This is a genomic window from Cupriavidus sp. 96C5-1, from assembly GCF_057798855.1.
Genome location: NZ_JBYOJU010000073.1, coordinates 1 through 20,785 on the forward strand (window position 1 = coordinate 1; position 20,785 = coordinate 20,785).

Here is a 20,785-nt window from a genome sequence, read left to right on the forward strand (position 1 = left end):
TAAACTGGTAACGGCAGATGCCTGAATGGGCAAGCGAAATCGTCATTCAGGGGTCATACAATGAAACCACCGTCATTCGCAGCGGCAATGCCGTTCGTGCCGGTAGCGCCAGCAGTTTATTAGAACCACCGCGCCCACCACGAATCCGAAACGTCCCCGATCCTGATAAGCCAGCCCCCCTGCAAGGGGTCGCTTTCTTTTGGTTACTTTTCTTTACGAGTAAAGAAAAGTAACACCTCCATGTGCCCAAGAGCCCGACGCCACTCCGCCTTTAGGCCCTGCAACCCTAAATCAGGTCCCTACAAAATTCCAATAAAACAGAAGCCGCATCACTTAATTTTAAAAAAGCCATTAAACCAGAACGGTTGGATGGCAGTACGTAGAATAAAAAAGATGGAATAAGCCGAACGCATATCAACGTTGTGGGAATCCGACGTTAGCAAGAACACGCTGGATTTTGGCGCACCCACTGGTTTTGTGCTTCATGCAGCACTTATAGAATAAATTCGGGCTTTCCCGCCCTTGCACGCATCGGCAAGCTTTATGCACGGCCAGACAAGCCACGGCAAGGACGCAATGCTAACTTCGCTCTCCATGACAAGGCAGTTGCCAGATGCCCAACCCCACCGGAGACAACGATGAATGCACCCGTAGCAGCCCGCGGCCTGGACCAGGCCATCCGCAATGCCATGCTGATCGACGGCGAGTGGCGCCAGGCCGCGTCCGGCGAGACCTTCGCCGTGTTCGATCCCGCTACCGGCGAGGAGATCGCGCGCGTGCCGGCGGGCGCGGCGGCGGATATCGATGCCGCCGTCGCTGCTGCCGGACGCGCCTTTGCCAGCGGCCCGTGGCGCGCCATGATGCCGGCCCAGCGCGAGCGCCTGCTGCTCAAGCTGGCCGACCTGGTGGAGCAGCATGGCGACGAACTGGCTCGTCTTGAAACCCTGAACAACGGCAAGCTGCTGGCCTTCTCGCAAGGGTTGGAAGTGGGCGGCAGCGCGCAATGGCTGCGCTATATGGCCGGCTGGGCCACCAAGATCGAAGGCAGCACGCTGGACGTGTCGGTGCCGTTCCCGCCGGGCACGCGCTACAGCGCCATGACGCGGCGCTCGCCGGTGGGCGTGGTGGGCGCCATCGTGCCGTGGAATTTTCCCTTGCTGATGGCGGTCTGGAAGATCGCGCCGGCGCTGGCCTGCGGTTGCACGGTGGTGCTCAAGCCCGCCGAGGAAACGCCGCTGACCGCGCTGCGGCTGGCCGAACTGGCGCTGGAGGCGGGTTTCCCGGCCGGCGTGCTCAACGTGGTGACCGGTGACGGCGTGCCCGGCGCGGCGCTGGTCGCGCATCCCGGCGTCAACAAGATCACCTTCACCGGCTCCACCGAGGTGGGCCGCCTGATCGGGGCGCGCTGCGGCCAGGATATCCGCCGCGTTTCGCTGGAGCTGGGCGGCAAGAGCCCGGTGATCGTGCTGGACGATTGCGATCCGGCGCATGCCATCCAGGGCGCGGCCGGCGCCATCTTCCTCAACCAGGGCCAGGTCTGCACGGCCGGCTCGCGCCTGTACGTGGCGCGCCGGCACTACGACCAGGTGGTCGAAGGGCTGGGCAAGGTGGCGAACGCCACGGTGCTGGGTTCCGGCCTCGATCCGGCCAGCCAGATGGGGCCGCTGGTGTCGGCACGCCATCGCGACAAGGTGATGGGGCTGATCGGTACCGGCCGCAGCGAAGGCGCGGAGATCGTGGCGGGTGGCGATGCGCTGGACCGGCCCGGCTACTTCGTCCGGCCCACGGTGGTGGCCAATGCGGCATGCAAGGACCTGACGCTGGTGCGCGAGGAAGTCTTCGGGCCGGTGGTGGTGGCCATGCCGTTCGACGATCCCGAGGCCGTGCTGGCCGAGGCCAACCGCTCGGAGTACGGCCTGGGCGCCAGCATCTGGAGCAACGACCTGCGCGCGGTGCAGCGCCTGGTCGACGGGCTGGATGCCGGCACGGTCTGGGTCAATACGCACAATATCGTCGATCCCAATATGCCGTTCGGCGGCTACAAGGCTTCCGGGGTCGGGCGCGAGCATGGCCGCTCGGCCATCGAGGCCTACACCGAGATCAAGTCGGTCTGCATCGCTTACTAAAGCGAAGACGGCAGCGAACCGCATCGATCCGCCGCGCTTGCCGCCTGGCAGCGCGGCGGCTTCCTTGCGTCTCGACACCCAATGTCCTGTTATATCAAGCCGAGGATCGTCGGGGTAATCCCGGGTGTGTAAAACGCACGCGCTCGCGCCATTCTTAGGCTTTGCAAATCCCGTGGCACGGGCCGGCCATCGCCGGCGTGCCGTTGGGCAGACGCTGGCACGGAACCAGCCTGGCGTTCCCCGCAAAAGAAGCAAGAAGAAATAAGAAAGAGGAGACACAATGAGCCACCAATCCAAGCGGGTTTTCTCCTGCGGCCAGGGCGCCGCGCCGCGCGCGGGCAATCAACGCCGCTTGCCTCGCGCGATGGCCGTCTTTGCGGTGGGCCTGGCCGTGGCCTCGCTGGCGGCCGCCCAGGCCAAGGCGCCCGGCAAGGTGGCGAGCGCCGACCATATCCGTGCCGTGACCCGAAGCGTGGATGGCGCCTTTATCGAAGCCAACGCCGCCAACACGCCCGACTGGCCCAGCTATGGCCTGGACTACGCGGAAACCCGCTTCAGCCGGCTCTCGCAGATCAACGCGGACAATGTGAAGGACCTCGGGCTGGCCTGGTCCTATGACATGGAATCCACGCGCGGGGTGGAAGCCACGCCGCTGGTGGTGAACGGCATCATGTACGTCAGCGCCTCGTGGAGCGTGGTGCATGCCATCGATACCCGCACCGGCAAGCGCATCTGGACCTTCGATCCCAAGGTCGACAGGTCGATCGGCTACAAGGGCTGCTGCGACGTTGTCAATCGCGGCGTGGCGCTCTACCAGGGCAAGGTGTTCGTCGCCTCCTACGATGGCCGCTTGATCGCGGTCGATGCCGGCACCGGCCGCAAGCTGTGGGAAAAAGACACCATCATCGACCGCAGCCACTCCTACACCATCACCGGCGCGCCGCGCGTGTTCAAGGGCAAGGTCATCATCGGCAATGGCGGCGCCGAGTACGGCGTGCGCGGCTATATCACTGCCTACGATGCCAACAGCGGCGAGCAGAAATGGCGCTGGTTCACCGTGCCGGGAGATCCCGGCAAGCCGTTCGAGGACGAGTCGATGGCCAAGGCGGCCAAGACCTGGGACCCGGCCGGCAAATGGTGGGAAGCCGGCGGCGGCGGCACCGCCTGGGATACGCTGGCCTTCGACCCGGAACTCAACCTGATGTACGTGGGCACGGGCAATGGCTCGCCCTGGTCGCGCAGCAAGCGCAGCCCGGCCGGCGGCGATAACCTGTACCTGGCCTCCATCGTCGCGCTCGACCCGGATACCGGCAGGTACGTCTGGCACTACCAGGAAACCCCCGGCGACAACTGGGACTACACCTCCACCCAGCCCATGATCCTGGCCGACCTGAACATCGGCGGCAAGGCGCGCAAGGTGATACTGCACGCGCCCAAGAACGGTTTCTTTTTCGTCATCGACCGCACCAACGGGCAGTTCATCTCGGCCAGGAACTTCGTCGATGTGAACTGGGCCACCGGCTACGACCAGAACGGCCGCCCCATCGAATTGCCGGAAGCGCGCGCCGGCGACAAGCCGTATGACGCCATCCCCGGCCCCTATGGCGCGCACAACTGGCATCCGATGTCGTTCAATCCGCAGACCGGCCTGGTCTACCTGCCGGCCCAGCATGTGCCGCTGAACCTGATGGACGACAAGAACTGGACCTTCAACGGCAAGCAGCCCGGCCAGCCGCACGGCAACGTGGGCTGGAACACCGCGAAATTCCTCAATGTCGAAGCGCCGGCCAGCAAGCCGTTTGGCCGCCTGATCGCCTGGGACCCCGTGCAGCAGAAGGCGGTCTGGACCCAGGAGCAGGTCTCGCCGTGGAATGGCGGCACGCTGACCACGGCCGGCAACCTGGTGTTCCAGGGCACCGCCGATGGCCGCTTCATCGCCTACAACGCCACCACCGGCGCCAAGCTGTGGGAATCGCCCACCGGCACCGGCGTGATTGCCGCGCCGGTGAGCTATATGGTCGACGGCAAGCAGTATGTGTCGGTCGCGGTCGGCTGGGGCGGTGTCTACGGGCAAGCCCAGCGCGCCACCGAGCGGCAGGGGCCGGGCACGGTCTACACTTTCGCGGTGGGCGGCAAGGCGCCGCTGCCGGCCTTCGTGCAGTACCGCGCGGGTGAACTGCTGTCGGGCGTGAAGTACGACCCGGCCAACGTGGCGGCCGGCACGGCGCTCTACGTCAGCAACTGCGTGCTCTGCCACGGTGTGCCTGGCGTGGACCGCGGCGGCAATATCCCCAACCTCGGCTATATGAATACCGCCTACATCCAGAACCTGGACAAGTTCATCTTCAAGGGGCCCGCCATGGCACGGGGCATGCCGGACTTCAGCGGCAGGCTGAGCATGGAGGACGTCGAGAAGATCAAGGCCTTCATCCAGGGGACGGCCGACGCGATCCGGCCCAAGTAGGCCGCGGGGCCAGGGGGCGGCACCGCTGGAAGCCATCCGATCGATGGCCCCATCGATCCATCGATCCATCGATCCATCGATTCATCATCTGACGGGAGGAGTATGGCAGGCATCAACGGCGGCGCGCGAAGCCGGAGACAGGGTTCCGGACTGGCTTCCCGCCGGCTGTGCTACGTGGCGGCCGCCATGTTCGCCACCGGGCCGGGCGTTGCACCGGCCGAGGAAACGCTCCCCGACGTAGTGGTGAGCGCCAGCCGGGCCGAGCAAAAGCGCTTCGACGCGCCAGCCGCGATCGATAGCGTTGCCGTCGATTCGCTGGCCGCGCCAGGTCCCCTGATCAATCTGTCCGAGTTGCTGACTGGCGTGCCCGGCGTGGCGGCGCGCGAGCGCCAGAACTACGCGCAAGACCTGCAGCTCGCGGTGCGGGGCTTTGGCAGCCGCTCCACCTTCGGCGTGCGCGGCGTGCGGCTGTTCGTCGACGGCATTCCGGCCACCATGCCGGACGGGCAGGGCCAGGCCGCCACCGCCGATCTCACCAATGCCAGCCGCATCGAGGTCTTGCGCGGGCCCTTTGCCCAGCTCTATGGCAACGCCTCGGGCGGGGTGGTGCAGATCTTCACGCCCGATCCGCCCAAGGCGCCGATGGCGCGCGCCACCTCCGGCCTTGGTTCGGATGGGCAGTGGATGGCCGGCGTGACGGTGGGCGGCGGCAATGACAGGATTGGCGCCGTACTGGACGCCTGGACCTTCGATACCGACGGCTATCGCGACCACAGCGCGGCGCGGCGCCGCCAGCTCAATGCCAAGGTGGTGGCCGAGCCGGTGGCTGGCACCAAGGTCACCGCGCTGTTCAACAGTTTCAGCCAGCCGCTGGCGCAGGACCCGCTCGGCCTGACGCGGGCGCAGGCCGACGCCAACCCGCGCCAGGCGGTGGCGCTGGCCAGCCAGTTCAATACCCGCAAGACCGTCGACCAGAACCAGGGCGGCGTGCTGGTGGAGCAGCGGCTGAGCGAAAAGGACAGCCTCGAATTCCGCATCTACGGCGGTACCCGCCAGCTGACCCAGTACCTGGGTTTCAGCGGCATCGCGCCGAGCTCGGCGGGCGGCATTGTCGATATCGACCGTACTTACGGCGGCGGTGCGCTCTCCTGGCACCACAACACCACGCTGGCCGGGCTGCCGCTGACGTGGAGCGCCGGGGCCGATGCCGACGCCATGCGCGATGCCCGCACCGGCTATGTCAACCAGAACGGTACGCAGGGCGCCCTGCGCCGCGACGAAACCGACAAGGCGCGCAGCCTGGGCGCCTTTGCCCAGTTCGACTGGACCTGGCACCCCGCGTGGCGCCTGGTGGGCGGCGTGCGCGCCAGCCAGGTCCGGCTGCGCATCGACGATCATTTCGTCACCGCCGCCAGTCCCGACGACAGCGGCACCGCCACGTACAACAACGTGAGCCCGGTGCTGGGCGTGGTCTGGCAGGGGCTGGATTCGCTCAATGTCTATGCCAACCTGGGCCGCGGCTTCGAGACGCCGACGCTGACCGAGGTGGCCTACGGTCCTGGCGGCACCGGCACCAACCTTGGCCTGCAGCCATCCAGCAGCCGCCAGGGCGAGCTTGGCGTCAAGTGGCAAGCCAATGGCCAGCGCCTGGAGGCTGCCTTGTTCGATGCCGGCAGCCATAACGAGATCGTGCCGCTATCCAACGACAACGGCCGCAGCGTCTACCAGAATGTCGGCGGCGTGCGCCGGCGCGGGCTGGAACTGGGCTGGCACGGCGCCTTCGGCCCGGGGCAGCGGTTCGGCACCGGCCTGGCCTATACCTGGCTCGATGCTTCCTTTGGCGACGCCTTCCGCAATGCGCAAGGGCAGACCGTCGCCGCCGGCAACCGCCTGCCCGGCACCGCCCGCCATAGCCTGAGCGCCGAGGCGACTTACCGGCCGCTGGCCGGGCTGACGCTGGGGGTGGAGATGCGGGTGGAAGGGCGGGTCTTCGCCGATGACCTGAACACCCAGGCCGCGCCGGGCTACGCCAGCTTCAACCTGCGTGCCGGCTATGCCTTCCGCGTGGGCAAGGTGCGCTGGTTCGCGTTTGGCCGCATCGACAATCTCGCCGACCGGCGCTACATCGGCTCGGTGATCGTCAATGAAAGCAATGGGCGGTACTTCGAGCCGGCGCCGGGAAGGCGGTTTTTTGTGGGGCTGAGGGCGGAGATCTGAGACGCATCCAGCGGGCATGCGGGTGGTTCCGCCACCGGTTCGCGGCAAAATCACCCCGCACGGCCGCCGCCGCGATTTGGCTCGGCTACACTGTCACGGTGCCTGGCCCGGCAGCGGCGTTTCGCGCCTCTGCAGGGCGCGCCCACGAACGCTCATCCTCATGCAAGACACCGCCCTGGCCCCCGCCGACGACCGCAACCGCAACATCATGCTGTGGGTAGTGGCGGTCGGCTTCTTCATGCAGACGCTGGATTCCACCATCGTCAACACCGCCTTGCCTTCGATGGCCAGAAGCCTGGGCGAGAGCCCGCTGCGCATGCAGTCGGTCATCATCGCGTACTCCCTGACGATGGCGGTGATCATCCCGGCCTCGGGCTGGCTGGCCGACCGCTTCGGCACACGCACCATCTTCCAGACCGCCATCGGCTTGTTCGTCGCCGGCTCGCTGGCCTGCGCGTATTCCAGCAGCCTGACCATGCTGGTGGCCGCGCGCGTGCTGCAGGGCGTGGGCGGCGCCATGCTGCTGCCGGTGGGTCGGCTGGCGGTGCTGCGGACCTTCCCGCGCGACCAGTATCTGCAGGCGCTCAGCTTCGTCGCCATTCCGGGCATGGTCGGCCCGCTGATCGGCCCGACCCTGGGCGGCTGGCTGACCCAGACGTTTTCCTGGCACTGGATCTTCCTGATCAACGTGCCGGTGGGGGCGCTGGGCGGGCTGGCCACCCTGCGCTACATGCCCAACAGCCGGCTGCACGGCGTGGCGCCGTTCGATATCAGCGGCTACCTGTTCCTGGCCATCGCCATGCTGACCCTGTCATTCTCGCTGGATGGCCTGGCCGAGCTGGGCTTCCAGCACGCCACGGTGCTGATGCTGCTGATCGCCAGCATGGCCTCGCTGACCGCCTATGTGCTGCACGCCACGCGCCGCCGGCGCCCGCTGTTCGCGCTCAGGCTGTTCCGCATCCATACCTTCAGCGTGGGCCTGCTGGGCAATCTCTTCGCGCGCATCGGCAATGGCGCCATGCCGTTCCTGATCCCGCTCACGCTGCAGGTCAGCCTGGGCTATTCGCCGTTCGAGGCGGGCATGATGATGCTGCCGATCACCGCGGCGGGCATGGCCTCCAAGCGCCTCGCCACCGGGCTGATCCAGCGCCATGGCTATCGCAAGGTGCTGGTGACCAATACCTTCATGGTGGGGCTGGCGATGGCATCGTTCTCGCTGATCTCGCCGACCCAGCCGCTGGCGCTGGTGCTGGTGCAGCTGGCCGTTTTCGGCGCCCTCAACTCGATCCAGTTCACCGCCATGAACACGGTCACGCTGAAGGACCTCGGCACCGCCGGGGCCAGCGGCGGCAACAGCATGCTGTCGATGGTGCAGATGCTGTCGATGAGCCTGGCCGTGACCTCGGCCGGCGCGCTGCTGGCGACCTTCCAGGGCAGCTTCAGCCGGCACGGCGCCATCAGCGCGCTGCCGGCTTTCCATGCCACCTTCATCTGCGTGGGGCTGATCACCTCGGCCTCCGCGTGGATCTTCCTGCAGCTTTCCCCGGACGTCGCCCGTCCCGCCGGCAAGGGCGTGCAAGACGCTACCGAGATGTAAGGCCGGGATATTGCCCGGCGCCAACGTCCTGCACTATCCCCGTTTGCCAGGCACCTGCCCGCGTGCCCGTGCGGCGGCGCGCTCGCGCAGGTCCTGCGCAAAGGCTTCCGCGGCCGCCCCGGGTTCGCGGCTGCCCTGGCGCAGCAGCCCGACGGGCTCCTCGCTGCCCTGGCCCGAGATTGGCAGCAGTACCAGCTCGCCGCTATCCAGCGCCTGGCGCATGGCGCAGCGCGGCGCCAGCCAGACCGCGTCGGACTTGAGCGCGATCAGCTGGCCCAGGTAGGCGTCCGAGGTTTCCATCGTGCCCGGCGGCAGCACGAAACCGTGTCGGGCCAGCAGGCTTTCCGTGCTGTGGCGCGGCACCGAGCCTTGCGCCGGTACGATCAGCGGGCAGGCCATCACCTCCGCCATGGCGGCATGGGTGGCCGCCAGCGCATGGCCCTTGCGCACCGCCAGCAGCAGCGGCTCGGTATCGAGCATTTCAAACCACAGTCCTTCCATTACCGCCGGATCGTCCATGCGGCCGATGACGATATCCAGCACGTCGGCCTTCAGCCATTCGATCAGGGTGCGGTTCATGCCGGTCTGCACCGCCAGGCCGACCTCCGGGTGCGCGCGGCGGAATGCCAGCACGGCTTCCTGGAGCAGGTCGGGCACCACGCTGGGGAGGGCGCCTACCCTGAGCTGCTGGCGCCCCGCGGTGCCGGTGCCGCTGACGCTGTCGGCGGCCTCGTCGAGGTCCCCCAGCACCCGCAGCGCGTGGCGCAGGAAGCGCTGGCCAAGTTCGGTCAGGTCGGTCCCGGAACGCCCGCGGACCAGCAAACGTGCGTCAAGCAGCGCTTCCAGCTCGCTCAGCGTCTTGGATACCGCGGGCTGGCTCAGTCCCAACTGCTCACCGGCCAGGCCCAGGTGCTGGGTTTGCGCCACCGCGACGAAACAATGCAGGTGGCGCAGGCGGACGCGGCTGCGAAAGGCGGGTTGCATAGCAAAAAGTTATCTAAATGGGCGAAAAACTCAATTTACAGCAGTTCTCTTCGCAAATAAAGTAATGAAAATTCTTACGCAAGGAGACGCGCACCATGGCTGATTCGCCTACCAAGCTGCCGCCCGGACTGGCGCAGTACCGCCGCCCGTACTGGGATACCCAGCCCGAATACCGCTTCGATCCCTATACCTCCACCCAATTGCGCTCGCCAGACCAGCCCCTGGTGACGCTGCCGCAGACGCTGTCCGAGGTGACCGGCCCGCTGTTCGGCGCCGAGTTCGTGCGCAACGGCGATAGCGACCTCACCGCCGGCCACGCCGGCGAGCCCATTGGCGAACGCATCCTGGTGAGCGGCCGTGTGCTCGACGAGAACGGCCGCCCCGTGCGCAATGCGCTGATCGAGGTGTGGCAGGCCAACGCCGCCGGCCGCTACGTGCACAAGCGCGACCAGCACGACGCACCGCTGGATCCGAACTTCACCGGCGAAGGCCGCGCGGTGACCGACGACCAGGGCCGCTACCAGTTCAAGACCATCAAGCCCGGCGCCTATCCCTGGCGCAACCACCACAATGCATGGCGTCCGCAGCATATCCATTTTTCGCTGTTCGGTAATGCCTATGCCACGCGGCTGGTGACGCAGATGTACTTCCCCGGCGATCCGCTGCTCGCCTTCGATCCCATCTACAACTGCGTGCCGGACGAGAAGGCGCGCGCGCGCCTGGTGGCCGCCTTCGACTGGGAAACCACGATGCCCGAGTACGCGCTCGGCTATCGTTTCGATATCGTGCTGCGTGGCCGCGATGCCACGCCGATGGAGTAAGCCATGTTGTACGCCACCGCATCCCAGACCGTCGGTCCCTACCTGCATATCGGCCTGTCCGGCCTTGACTGCGCCGACCTGACCGCCGAGGCGCCTGCCCTGGCCGGCGAGCGCATCGTGATCGAAGGCCGCGTGCTCGACGCCCGCGGCGAGCCCGTGCCCGACGGCATGGTGGAAATCTGGCAGGCCAACCCGGCCGGCCGCTACCGCCATCCCGACGATGCGCGTGAAGGCGCGGAACCGGCACTGGTGCCTGGTTTCACCGGTTTTGGCCGGGTGCCGACGCAGCCGGACGGCAGCTTCCGCTTCGTCACCGTCAAGCCGGGCGCCGTGCCGGGCCCCGATGGCAAGCCGCAGGCGCCGCATATCGTGGTGTCGCTGTTCATGCGCGGCCTGCTCAAGCACCTGACCACGCGCCTATACTTCCCGGACGAAGCGCAGGCCAACGCCAGCGACTGGGTCCTGTCGCAGGTGCCGGCCGAGCGCCGCCAGACGCTGGTGGCGCAGCCAGCCGGCGCGGGCAAGCTGCAATGGCAGGTGGTGCTGCAGGGCGAGGACGAAACGGTCTTCTTCAGCATCTGACCCTGGCCGCCGAGGCAGGGCGCAACGCGCATGCAGGCGCGCCGCGCGCCCCCAGGCCCCGGGCCCCCGCCGGGCAGGGGGCGGGCCCCGGGGGGGTGCCAGTCCGATGCGAAGCTGAATCGATGCCCACTTCATCCCGACTGACCGACCCGATGTTCGGCAGCGCCGCCACGCTGGCCGCCTTCTCCGATGCCGGCACGGTGCAGCGCATGCTCGACTTCGAAGCCGCGCTGGCGCGTGCCGAAGCCCGCTGCGGCGTGATTCCCGAGGACGCGGCCGAGATCATCGCCGCCACCTGCCGGGCCGACGAGATCGACCTGGACGCACTGGCCGCCGCCGCCGTGGCGGCCGGCAACCTTGCCATTCCCCTGGTCAGGCAGCTCACCGCCCGCGTGAAGAGCCGCGACGAGCAGGCCGCGCGCTACGTGCACTGGGGCGCCACCAGCCAGGACGCGATCGACACCGGCATGGTGCTGCAACTGCGTGAGGCGCTGCAGGCCATCGACACCGACCTGCACGCGCTGGGCGATGCCTGCGCGGCGCTCGCCACGCGGCACCGCAATACGCCGATGGTGGCGCGCACCTGGCTGCAGCACGCCTTGCCCACCACCTTTGGCCTGAAGGCGGCCGGCTGGCTCGACGCGCTGCGCCGCGACCGGCGCCGGCTGGGCGCGACGCGCGCGCAGGCCGCCGTGCTGCAATTCGGCGGCGCCGCCGGCACGCTGGCCAGTCTTGGCGCCGCGGCGCCGGCCGTGATCGCGGCGCTCGGCCGCGAGCTGTCGCTGGAAGTCCCCGCCGCGCCGTGGCATGCCTGCCGCGACCGCCTGGTCGAGGTAGCCACCACGCTCGGCATGCTCACCGGCACGCTGGGCAAGATCGCCCGCGACATCGCGCTGATGATGCAGACCGAGGTGGCCGAGGTCGCCGAACCCGCCAGCCCGGGGCGCGGCGGCTCCAGCACCATGCCGCACAAGCGCAACCCGGTGGGCTGCGCCGCAGTACTGACCGCCGCCGTGCGCGTGCCGCCGCTGGTCGCCACCATGCTGGCCGGCATGGTGCAGGAGCACGAGCGCGCGCTGGGTGGCTGGCAGGCGGAATGGGATACCTTGCCGCAGGTCGTCACGCTGGCCGCGGGCGCGTTGCGGCAGACGCTGGAAGTTGTATCGGGCTTGCAGGTGGATGCCGGGCGCATGCGCGCCAACCTCGATATGACCAACGGCCTGATCCTGGCCGAAGCGGCCATGCTGGAGCTGGGCGGGCGGATCGGCAGGCTGCCGGCGCATCACCTGGTGGAAGGCGCCTGCCGGCGGGCCGTGGCGGAGGGCACCACCCTGCGCCAGGCGCTCGGCGCGACCCTGGCCGAAGCTCCCGCGCATGCCGGCTTGATGGATGCCGCGGCGCTGGACCGGGTTTGCGATCCCGCGAACTATTTCGGGAGCGCGGGTGAGTTCGTCGACCAGGCCCTGGCCGCCTGGCGCGAATCCCGGACCCCGGCGCCAACTCCGATCCCCTGAAAAGCCGTATCTCTCAGCTCAACATCATTCCTCGCCCCTCTGGAGACCACCTTGCCCTTTATCGATCACGCCGGCACGCGGCTGTTCTACACGCTGGAAGGCCCCGATTCCGCCCCAGTCGTCATCTTCTCGAATTCCCTGGGCACCGACCACGGCATGTGGGCGCCGCAGGCCGAGGCGCTGGCCGGCCGCTTCCGGGTGTTGCGCTACGACACGCGTGGCCATGGCCAGTCGGTCTTGCCCCCGGGGCCATGCACCGTTGCCGAACTGGGCAGCGACGTCATCGCCCTGATGGATGCCCTGGACATCCGCCAGGCTGCGTTCTGCGGCTTGTCGATGGGCGGCCTCACCGGCATGTGGCTGGGCGTGAACGCGCCGCAGCGCTTCACCCGCATCGTGCTGGCCAATACCGCGCCCAGGATCGGCACGCCCGAGGCGTGGAACACGCGCATCGAAGGCGTCATGCGCGACGGCATGGCGCCGCTGGTGGATGGCTCGCTGCAGCGCTGGTTCACGCCGGCCTTCGTCAGCGCCGCCGGCAGCCGGCTGGACGACCTGCGCGCGGTGCTGCGCGGCCTGGATCCGCGCGGCTATTGCGCCAGTTGCGCAGCGGTGCGCGACGCGGACCTGCGCGACGCCGTAAAGACCATTCCGGTGCCGGTGCTGGTGATTGCCGGCAGCGCCGATCCCTCCACCACGGCAGCGGAAGGGCGCGCGCTGGCCGATGCCATTCCCGGTGCGCGCTATCTCGAACTGGCGGCGGCCCACCTGTCCAACCGCGAACAGCCAGCCCGCTTCACCGAGGCGCTGCTGGATTTCCTGGGCAGCGAGTCAAAGCGTCCCGCCAACGACGGCGAGCGCTACCAGGCCGGCCTCGCCGTACGCCGCGCGGTGCTGGGCAGCGCCCACGTGGATCGCTCGCTGGCCAGGCTCAATCCGCTCAACGACGAGTTCCAGAACCTGATCACGCGCTATGCATGGGGCGAGATCTGGACCCGCGAAGGCCTGCCGCGCCATTCGCGCAGCCTGATCACCATCGCCATGATGGTGGCGCTCAACCGCAACGAGGAGCTCAAGCTGCATCTGCGCGCCGCGGCAAACAACAAGGTGAGCCGCGACGAAATCAAGGAAGTGCTGCTGCAGACCGCGATCTATTGCGGGGTGCCGGCGGCCAACTCGGCCTTCCATCTGGCCGAGGAAGTGTTTGCCGCGGTGGATGCGGAGGGCGGCGGCGAAGCCGCCAAGGGCTGAGTTCGGCCCAGCATTGGCCTGGAAGTGCCGGGTGCTGGCCCGGCGCATCCAGGCCGACGCGCGCAGTGCTTATGCGAGAACCACCGGCTGCAGGCCGATGCCCATGGCGGCCAGCATCGAACGGAATGCCGGTGCCGAATGCGTTTCGTTTTCCGTGACGGCGCAAACCACGCGGCCGGTGCCGGCCGTCGTCCAGGGTTCGAGCGCTTCGATGGCGGCCGGCGCGGGGTCGACGAAGGTCTTGCCGGGAAACCGTTCCTGGAAGTAGCCGGCCAGCCACGGCAGGTGCGTGGACGACAAGGTGAAGACGTCGATCTCCGGCTGCGCGGCCAGGATCGCGCCCAGGAAGGCATCGACCGCGGCGGCCGTGCGCGGCCGCTCGGTCAGGAAGGCGCCGGACTCCACCAGGTCGACCAGCGCCGAGGCATTGAACGGCGTCACCCGCCCGCGCCCACGGCTCTGCCCGGCGATGTACTCGCCAAGCTCGGGACTCTCCACCATCGAACGTACGCCCAGCACGCCGATATGCCTGGACTCCGATAACGCCAGGGCCTCGGCAACCGGCGGCACCACGCCGAACAGCGGCACGCCGGCGGCGCGGCGTAAATCGTCCAGCACAGTGACCGACGGCGCGTTCGATGCCATCAGGATGGCGCTCGCGCCGAGCGCCCGCAGGCGCTGCACGGCTTGAGCGGTGACCGCGAGCAAGGCTTGCCGGTTCTTGCCGCCATAGGGAAAGCTGGCGCGGTCGGCCAGGTAGATCAGGTCCTGCCGCGGAAAACGCTGCTGCAGGAGTTTGACGGCGGCATAGCTGCCGATGCCGGCATCGAACACGGCGATCGGGCGGTGAAGCGTCGCAAAGGATTCCATGGGTGTCCCGGAAGATAGGCCGGCAAGGACTATCGCGCCGAATCGGTACAATGAAAAGAACCAAAATACCGATTTTTCATTAGGCCATTTATATTTATGCCGAAGATGCGCGACGCCGAGGTGCCCGACCTGGCAGTGCCACCGCGTGATACCGGGGAATCCAAGCAGGCCTGGGTCTACCGCGGCATTCGCCAGGCTATCTTGGGCGGCAGCCTGCCGCGTGGCGCACGGCTGCCATCCACGCGTTCGCTGGCCGCGCGCTGGGCGGTGTCGCGCGGCATCGTCGAGCTGGCGTTCGAGCAGTTGCGGCTGGAGGGCTATATCGCAAGCCGCGTCGGATCGGGCTCGCGGGTGAGCGCCCGGCTCCCGGAGGATTTTTCCCTGCGCGCAACCGCGCCCGCACGGGTGCCGCCTGTCGATGTCGCGGTGCCGGCAGTAGCCGGCGCAGTGTCTCCGACGCGTGTCGCCGCCGGCCTGCCTTTCGTTGCCCGCCTGGCCGATCCCGCCTTGTTCCCGCTCGATGAATGGCGCAGCCATGTCAGCCGCGCACTGCGCTCGCTCACCGCGCAGCAGCTTGGCGATGACGATCCCTGCGGCGCCCTCTCCCTGCGCCGGGAAATCGCTGCCTATCTGCTGGCCACGCGCGGCATACGGTGCGACGCGGAGCAGGTCATGATCGTGACCGGCATCCGGCAAGCCATCGACCTGACCGCGCGGGTGGTGCTGCAAGGGGAGGGCCGCGTATTGCTGGAGGATCCCGGCTATCTCTCGGCGGTGCCGCTCTTCAGCCTGTCATCGCATCGCGTGTCGCCGGTGCCGGTCGATGAGGAGGGGATCTCGATGGAGGCCGTCCACCGCCACGCGGATGCCGCGCTGGTGTATGTCACGCCCGCCCACCAGGCGCCGCTGGGCCTGACCATGTCGGTGAGCCGGCGGCTGGCGCTGCTCGGCTGGGCGCGGGCACATGATGCCTGGGTGCTGGAGGACGACTACGACAGCGAATTCAACTACAGCCGTGCGCCGCTGCCCGCGCTCAAGGCGCTGGACGACGGCGGCCGCGTGATCCACTGCGGCAGTTTCAACAAGAGCCTCTATGCCTCGCTGCGGATCGGCTATGTGATGATGCCGGATGCGCTGCGTCCGGCCCTGCGCCAGCTGCGCGCCACCACCTGCCGCGCGAACAGCCTGGTGGAGCAGCTTGCGCTGGCCTCCTTCATGCGCGCCGGCGGCTTGTCGCGCCACCTGCGCGTCTCCCGCAACGTCTACCTGCGCCGCCGCGATATCGTGCTGGCGGCGTTGCGGGCCAGTCTGGGCGAGCGTCTGCGCGTGAGCGGCGAACACGCAGGGTTCCACTTCGTGCTGTGGCTGCCGGACGGCGTGGGCGAGCGCCCGGTGGTGCAGGCGTGCGCCGGCGCCGGCCTGGCGCTGCAGGGCTTGGGCGAGTTCTGCCGGGAGCGGGTGCTACCGCCGGCGCTGGTGATCGGCTACGCCGCCGCGCCGGACGATGCGCTGCATGCCGCGGCGCGGCGGCTCGGCGAGGCGATCCGCTCTTCAGGCTGACCTCAATCCTTGTTCGGATGCGTCATCTCGATAGGCACGATCCACTGCGCATACTCCTCCTCGCTGAGATAGCCGAGCGCCAGCGCGGCGGCCTTCAGCGTCAGGCCTTCCTTGTGTGCCTTCTTGGCGATCGCGGCCGCCTTGTCGTAGCCGATATGGCGGTTCAGCGCCGTCACCAGCATCAGGTTCTTGTCGAGGTTCTCCGCGATCTTCGGCAGGTTGGGCTCGATGCCGAGGGCGCAGTGGTCATTGAAGGCGGCGCTGGCGTCGGCGATCAGCTCGATGCTCTCCAGCACGTTGTGCACCATCACCGGCTTGTACACATTGAGCTGGAAGTTGCCCTGGCTGCCGGCAAAGGCCACTGTGGCGTCGTTGCCGAACACCTGTGCGCACACCATGGTCATCGCCTCGCACTGGGTCGGGTTGACCTTGCCCGGCATGATCGACGAGCCCGGCTCGTTCTCCGGGATATTGAGTTCGCCGATGCCGCAGCGCGGGCCCGAAGCCAGCCAGCGCACGTCGTTCGCCATCTTCATCAGGCCGCCGGAGAGCGTGCGCAGCGCGGCCGAGGTCTGCACCAGCGCATCGTGCGCGGAAAGCGCGAAGAACTTGTTCGGCGCATCGACAAAGGGCTGCCCGGTCAGCGCGCCGATATAGGCCGCCGCCCGCGCGCCGAACTGCGGATGCGCATTCAGCCCGGTGCCGACCGCCGTGCCGCCGATCGCCAGTTCCAGCAGGCCCGGCAGCGCCGTCCTGACGGCATTCAGGCCGAAATCGATCTGCGCCACCCAGGCGCTGATCTCCTGGCCAAGCGTGATCGGCGTAGCGTCCTGCAGGTGCGTGCGGCCCGTCTTGACGACGTGCCGGTACGCCTCGGCCTTGGCCGCCAGCGTATCCCGCAGTGCGCCCACCGCCGGCAGCAGCCGGGTGTGGATCTGCTCGACCACGGCGATGTGCATGGCGGTCGGGAACGTATCGTTGGAGCTCTGGCCGCGGTTCACGTGATCGTTGGCGTGAACCGGCTTCTTGCTGCCAAGCTCGCCGCCGGCAATCTCGATGGCCCGGTTGGAAATCACCTCGTTGGCGTTCATGTTCGATTGCGTGCCGGACCCGGTCTGGAACACCACCAGCGGGAAGTGTTCGTCCAGCTTGCCGGCGATGACTTCATCGGCCGCCTGCACGATCAGGCGCGCGACGTCCCCGGGCAATTCACCCAGTTCGGCATTGGCCTCGGCTGCGGCCCGCTTGAGGATGCCCAGCGCGCGGATGACGGGCCGTTGCCAGCGGAAACGGCTGACGCCGATCGGGAAATTGATGGTGGAGCGCTGCGTCTGCGCCCCCCAGTAGCGATCTGCGGGCACGTCGATGGCGCCCATCGAGTCGGTTTCGGAACGGAATGCGGGCATGGAAAACACTCTCCAAATCCAAACGAAATCTGGTCATTGTACGTCTCCCCCATACGGGGAAAACAGGAGGCACCGTGCGCTCCCGCGAGAGACTATACGCCCATCGCGCCGGCCTCGCCGTCATCCGCGTCCACCGGTTCGCTTGGTGCCTTGTAGGGCACCACGGAATCGCGCAGGATGACGCGGGCTGCTCCGATACGGCCGGATCCTGGATGAAAGCGTTATTCCCGCTCATGCGCCGCTTTCAGCAATTTGAGCCGCGTCTTGCCGTCGGGCGTGAAGTGGGTTCCGAATCGCACCAGTCCGGCCCGATGGAGATGGCAGCTCATGGTGAAACTCAGCAGCATCCCCGGTTCGGTCTCCTCGATGTCGATGTCGATTGCCTTCAGCCTCGGTTCGTAGCGTAGCAGGGTGGTCTCGATCTCGCGCTGGAGCGTGTGCGCCGAGGCGGGAAGGTGGCGGTAGATTCTGGACAGGTCGCCGAGGCCGTAGTCCGGCAGATGCGCGAGGCCGCCGCGCCGGCTGTTGAGGATGCGCTGGATATTGTCCCGGACGGACAGGAAGGTCTGGATCGCGGCGTCGAATTCGTCGACCGCGACGCCATTCGCAAAGTATCCCGTGACCGCCTCGAAGAGGCCAGGCCCGCCCCTTGTCACGCCCCTGCCTCGACGCTGGCCGCCGCTTCGTCGAAGTCCAGGCCGATGCCATCGTCCTCCGAGTACGACAGCCGGATGCACTTTGGCGCCTGCTGGTCCGCCATGCGTACCAGCAGCTCGCGCGCGAGCACGGGCAGGATCTGCTGATCGAGCAGGCTATCGATATTGCGGGCACCGGAATCGCGCAGCAGGCAGGCGCGTACCAGCTCGGACACCAGGGCGTCGTCGCACCGCAGCGGCACGCCAAAGCGGCGCTCGACGCGACTGGCCACCCTGGCCAGCTTCATCCGCACGATCGACGCCATGGCCCCGGCACCCAGCGGCCGGTACACAATGGTCTGGAAGCGTGCCAGCAGGGCCGGCTGGAAGTGATCGACCAGGAGCGGGCGGATCGCCTCCATCAGCGTGCCGGTGGCAACCTCGGCCCCAGCCTCCGCTGCGGCGTCGGTGGCGGCCAGGAGTGGCTCGCTGCCCAGGTTCGAGGTCATCAGGATGACGGTATTGCGGAAGTCGATCGCGCGGCCTTCGCCATCGCGCATGAAACCGCGATCGAAGACCTGGTAGAACAGGTTCAGCACGTCCCGGTGCGCTTTTTCGACTTCATCGAGCAGGACCACGCAGTAGGGACGCTGGCGCACGGCCTCCGTCAGGATGCCGCCCTCGCCATAGCCGACATAGCCGGGCGGCGAGCCCTTCAGCTGCGACACCGTGTGCGCTTCCTGGTATTCGGACAGGTTGATGGTGATGAGCGAACGCTCGCCGCCGAACATCAGGTCGGCCAGCGCGCGTGCGGTCTCGGTCTTGCCAACCCCGGAAGGGCCGACCAGCAGGAAGACACCTAGCGGCGCCTCCTCGGATTTGAGGCCGGCCTTGGCGGCCCGCAGGCTTTTGCCCAATGCGGCCAGCGCTTCGTCCTGCCCCACTACCACGCGGCCGAGGCGGGCTTCCAGCGCCAGCAGGGTGGCGAGCTCGTTGGACAACAGGCTGTCGACCGGCACCCCGGTCCAGTCGGCAATCACCTGGGCGATGGCGCTCTCGTCCACCTCTGCGTGGATCAGGGCGGCCTGACCGGGCGTCGTCAATGCCTGGTGAGCGGCCTGGATCGCCGGTGCCAGATCCCGCCGTGCCGGCTCGGCGGCGGCCTGCCATTGGGCGCGCAATGCCATCAGGGTACCGGCTGCCTGTTTCTGTTCCGCGAAGGCGTGCTCGAACTGCTCGCGCTCTGCTTCCAGCGCGGACAGCCGGGCATCGATGGCCGCCAGCCGTTCGGCATCCGCCGCACCGGTGGCGCCCTGGTCCTGCAGAAGGGCCGTGCGCTCGACCTCCAGCGCTGCGCGTCCGGCTTCACAGGCCGATATCGCGACCGGCGTCGCGTCCTGGCTCATGCGCACGCGGGCGGCGGCAGTATCGAGCAGGTCGACCGCCTTGTCCGGTAGCTGGCGCCCGGTCAGGTAGCGGCGCGACAGGCGCACTGCCGCGCCCACCGCGGCATCGGTGATGTGCACGCCATGATGCCGGGCATAGCGCTCCTTCAGCCCGCGCAGCATCAGGCAGGCGCCGTCGTCGTCAGGCTCATCGACCTTGATCATCTGGAAGCGACGCTCCAGGGCGGCATCGCGCTCGAAGTACTGCTTGTATTCGGACCAGGTTGTGGCCGCGATGGTACGCAACTCGCCGCGGGCCAGCGCGGGCTTCAGCAAATTCGCCGCGTCCGCGCCGCCGGCCGCATTGCCCGCGCCGATCAGCGTGTGCGCCTCGTCGATGAAGAGCAGGATGGGCGTCGGCGATTGCTGCACGGCCTCGATCACATGCTTGAGGCGCTGCTCGAATTCCCCCTTGACGCCCGCGCCGGCTTGCAGGAGCCCAAGGTCCAGCGTGCGCACGGCGACGTCCCTGATGACAGCCGGGACATCGCCTTCGGCGATCTTGAGCGCCAGGCCTTCGACCAGCGCCGTCTTGCCCACGCCGGGCTCCCCAACCAGAATCGGGTTGTTCTTGCGGCGCCGGGCCAGGATATCGACCATCTGCCGGATTTCGACATCGCGCCCGAATACGGGATCGATGTTGCCGTCGCGGGCCTTCCGGGTAAGGTCGATGGTAAAGCGGGACAGGGGAGCGTTGTCGGCCTGGCCGGCCAGCGCGGGTGGCGTGGCGGCCGCTGCCGGCCCCTGACCCCGGGTTTCGGCGGGTGAGGCGGGCAGGGCGGGAGGGTGTACCGCCTCGATCGAGATCTTGTCCAGTTCGTGCATCTGCCGCTCGATCTGCGCGGCGGACATGCTCAGCAGTGGCCAGGCATCCGGGGCCCGCAGCAGTTGCGGTGTTTCCGCCAGCGCCGCCAGCAGATGGGCCGAGCGGATCGACTTGGCTGCGCCGGGCGCGGTGGCCTCGAGCGAGGCCCGCATCCACGCGGCTTCCAGCCATTGCCCGACGCGTTGCGATAGCCCCGGCTTGCCCCGCAGGTCATGCGGCAAGCGGTCGATGGCGGCAAGCAAGCCGTTCCAGATGCCGTTCACATCCAGCTCGTAGCGCCGCAGGATGGCCAGCAGATCCCCTTCGCCCAGTTCCAGCAGCTTGATGAGCCAGTGCTCCACCTCGATGTCACGGTGGGCGCGCGTTTCGCAGAGGCCGGCGGCTTCGGTTAGCGCGCGGGCGCAGTGATCGTTCAGGCGTCGCAGAAACGGGGAATAGTCGCGGGCGGTCATGGTGGCGTGGCAGGGCAGCGGTGGCGCAGGGGGGA

14 protein-coding genes are annotated in these 20,785 nt (G+C 67.9%); 9 read left to right on the top strand and 5 right to left on the bottom strand.

Features of this window, described 5'->3' with window-relative positions; translation table 11 throughout:
* Positions 1–638 precede the first annotated feature (638 nt).
* The 4 genes from styD (at position 639) to mdtD (ending at position 8,404) form a co-directional block, all read left to right on the top strand.
* Entirely contained in the window at positions 639–2,126 is a 1,488-nt protein-coding gene (gene styD / locus AC3FOF_RS42180) for a phenylacetaldehyde dehydrogenase StyD (protein WP_276266743.1), read from the top strand.
* Positions 2,127–2,406: 280 nt separating this feature from the next.
* On the top strand, positions 2,407–4,590 hold the full coding sequence (locus AC3FOF_RS42185) for a PQQ-dependent dehydrogenase, methanol/ethanol family (protein WP_017228701.1): 2,184 nt from the start codon (positions 2,407–2,409) through the stop codon (positions 4,588–4,590).
* Between the two features lie 186 nt (positions 4,591–4,776).
* On the top strand, positions 4,777–6,807 hold the full coding sequence (locus tag AC3FOF_RS42190) for a TonB-dependent receptor family protein (RefSeq protein WP_276266742.1): 2,031 nt from the start codon (positions 4,777–4,779) through the stop codon (positions 6,805–6,807).
* A gap of 160 nt (positions 6,808–6,967) precedes the next feature.
* On the top strand, positions 6,968–8,404 hold the full coding sequence (mdtD, locus tag AC3FOF_RS42195) for a multidrug transporter subunit MdtD (RefSeq protein WP_017228699.1): 1,437 nt from the start codon (positions 6,968–6,970) through the stop codon (positions 8,402–8,404).
* A 33-nt stretch (positions 8,405–8,437) separates the two neighbouring features.
* Here the strand turns inward: mdtD and AC3FOF_RS42200 are convergent, their stop codons facing one another.
* Complete coding sequence (locus AC3FOF_RS42200; protein WP_488730051.1) at positions 8,438–9,388, bottom strand: LysR substrate-binding domain-containing protein; 951 nt, start codon at positions 9,386–9,388, stop codon at positions 8,438–8,440.
* Between the two features lie 95 nt (positions 9,389–9,483).
* Between AC3FOF_RS42200 and pcaH the strand changes: the two genes are divergently transcribed.
* The 4 genes from pcaH to pcaDC all read left to right on the top strand — a co-directional run bounded on the left by pcaH (position 9,484) and on the right by pcaDC (position 13,556).
* Positions 9,484–10,209, top strand: coding sequence for a protocatechuate 3,4-dioxygenase subunit beta (gene pcaH / locus AC3FOF_RS42205; protein WP_488730052.1), 726 nt, complete (start codon positions 9,484–9,486; stop codon positions 10,207–10,209).
* A gap of 3 nt (positions 10,210–10,212) precedes the next feature.
* Positions 10,213–10,791 carry a protocatechuate 3,4-dioxygenase subunit alpha gene (gene pcaG / locus AC3FOF_RS42210; RefSeq protein WP_488730053.1) on the top strand — a complete coding sequence of 193 codons (579 nt, stop codon included), beginning with the start codon at positions 10,213–10,215 and terminating at the stop codon, positions 10,789–10,791.
* Positions 10,792–10,913: 122 nt separating this feature from the next.
* Positions 10,914–12,305 carry a 3-carboxy-cis,cis-muconate cycloisomerase gene (locus tag AC3FOF_RS42215; RefSeq protein ID WP_488730054.1) on the top strand — a complete coding sequence of 464 codons (1,392 nt, stop codon included), beginning with the start codon at positions 10,914–10,916 and terminating at the stop codon, positions 12,303–12,305.
* Between the two features lie 51 nt (positions 12,306–12,356).
* Entirely contained in the window at positions 12,357–13,556 is a 1,200-nt protein-coding gene (gene pcaDC, locus AC3FOF_RS42220; protein ID WP_488730055.1) for a bifunctional 3-oxoadipate enol-lactonase/4-carboxymuconolactone decarboxylase PcaDC, read from the top strand.
* Positions 13,557–13,625: 69 nt separating this feature from the next.
* Here the strand turns inward: pcaDC and AC3FOF_RS42225 are convergent, their stop codons facing one another.
* Positions 13,626–14,426, bottom strand: coding sequence for a glutamate racemase (locus AC3FOF_RS42225; protein WP_488730056.1), 801 nt, complete (start codon positions 14,424–14,426; stop codon positions 13,626–13,628).
* A 96-nt stretch (positions 14,427–14,522) separates the two neighbouring features.
* Between AC3FOF_RS42225 and pdxR the strand changes: the two genes are divergently transcribed.
* Positions 14,523–15,986 carry a MocR-like pyridoxine biosynthesis transcription factor PdxR gene (gene pdxR / locus AC3FOF_RS42230; protein ID WP_488730057.1) on the top strand — a complete coding sequence of 488 codons (1,464 nt, stop codon included), beginning with the start codon at positions 14,523–14,525 and terminating at the stop codon, positions 15,984–15,986.
* A gap of 2 nt (positions 15,987–15,988) precedes the next feature.
* Here pdxR and fumC read toward each other — a convergent pair whose 3' ends face one another.
* From fumC to tssH, 3 genes are all read right to left on the bottom strand, one after another.
* On the bottom strand, positions 15,989–17,392 hold the full coding sequence (gene fumC, locus AC3FOF_RS42235) for a class II fumarate hydratase (RefSeq protein WP_276266777.1): 1,404 nt from the start codon (positions 17,390–17,392) through the stop codon (positions 15,989–15,991).
* Between the two features lie 221 nt (positions 17,393–17,613).
* Positions 17,614–18,048 carry a type VI secretion system baseplate subunit TssE gene (gene tssE, locus AC3FOF_RS42240; RefSeq protein ID WP_488730058.1) on the bottom strand — a complete coding sequence of 145 codons (435 nt, stop codon included), beginning with the start codon at positions 18,046–18,048 and terminating at the stop codon, positions 17,614–17,616.
* A complete protein-coding gene (tssH, locus tag AC3FOF_RS42245) occupies positions 18,045–20,750 on the bottom strand; it encodes a type VI secretion system ATPase TssH (RefSeq protein ID WP_488730059.1) in 2,706 nt (901 codons plus the stop codon). The genes tssE and tssH overlap by 4 nt, the downstream gene beginning before the upstream one ends.
* Positions 20,751–20,785: the final 35 nt, after the last annotated feature.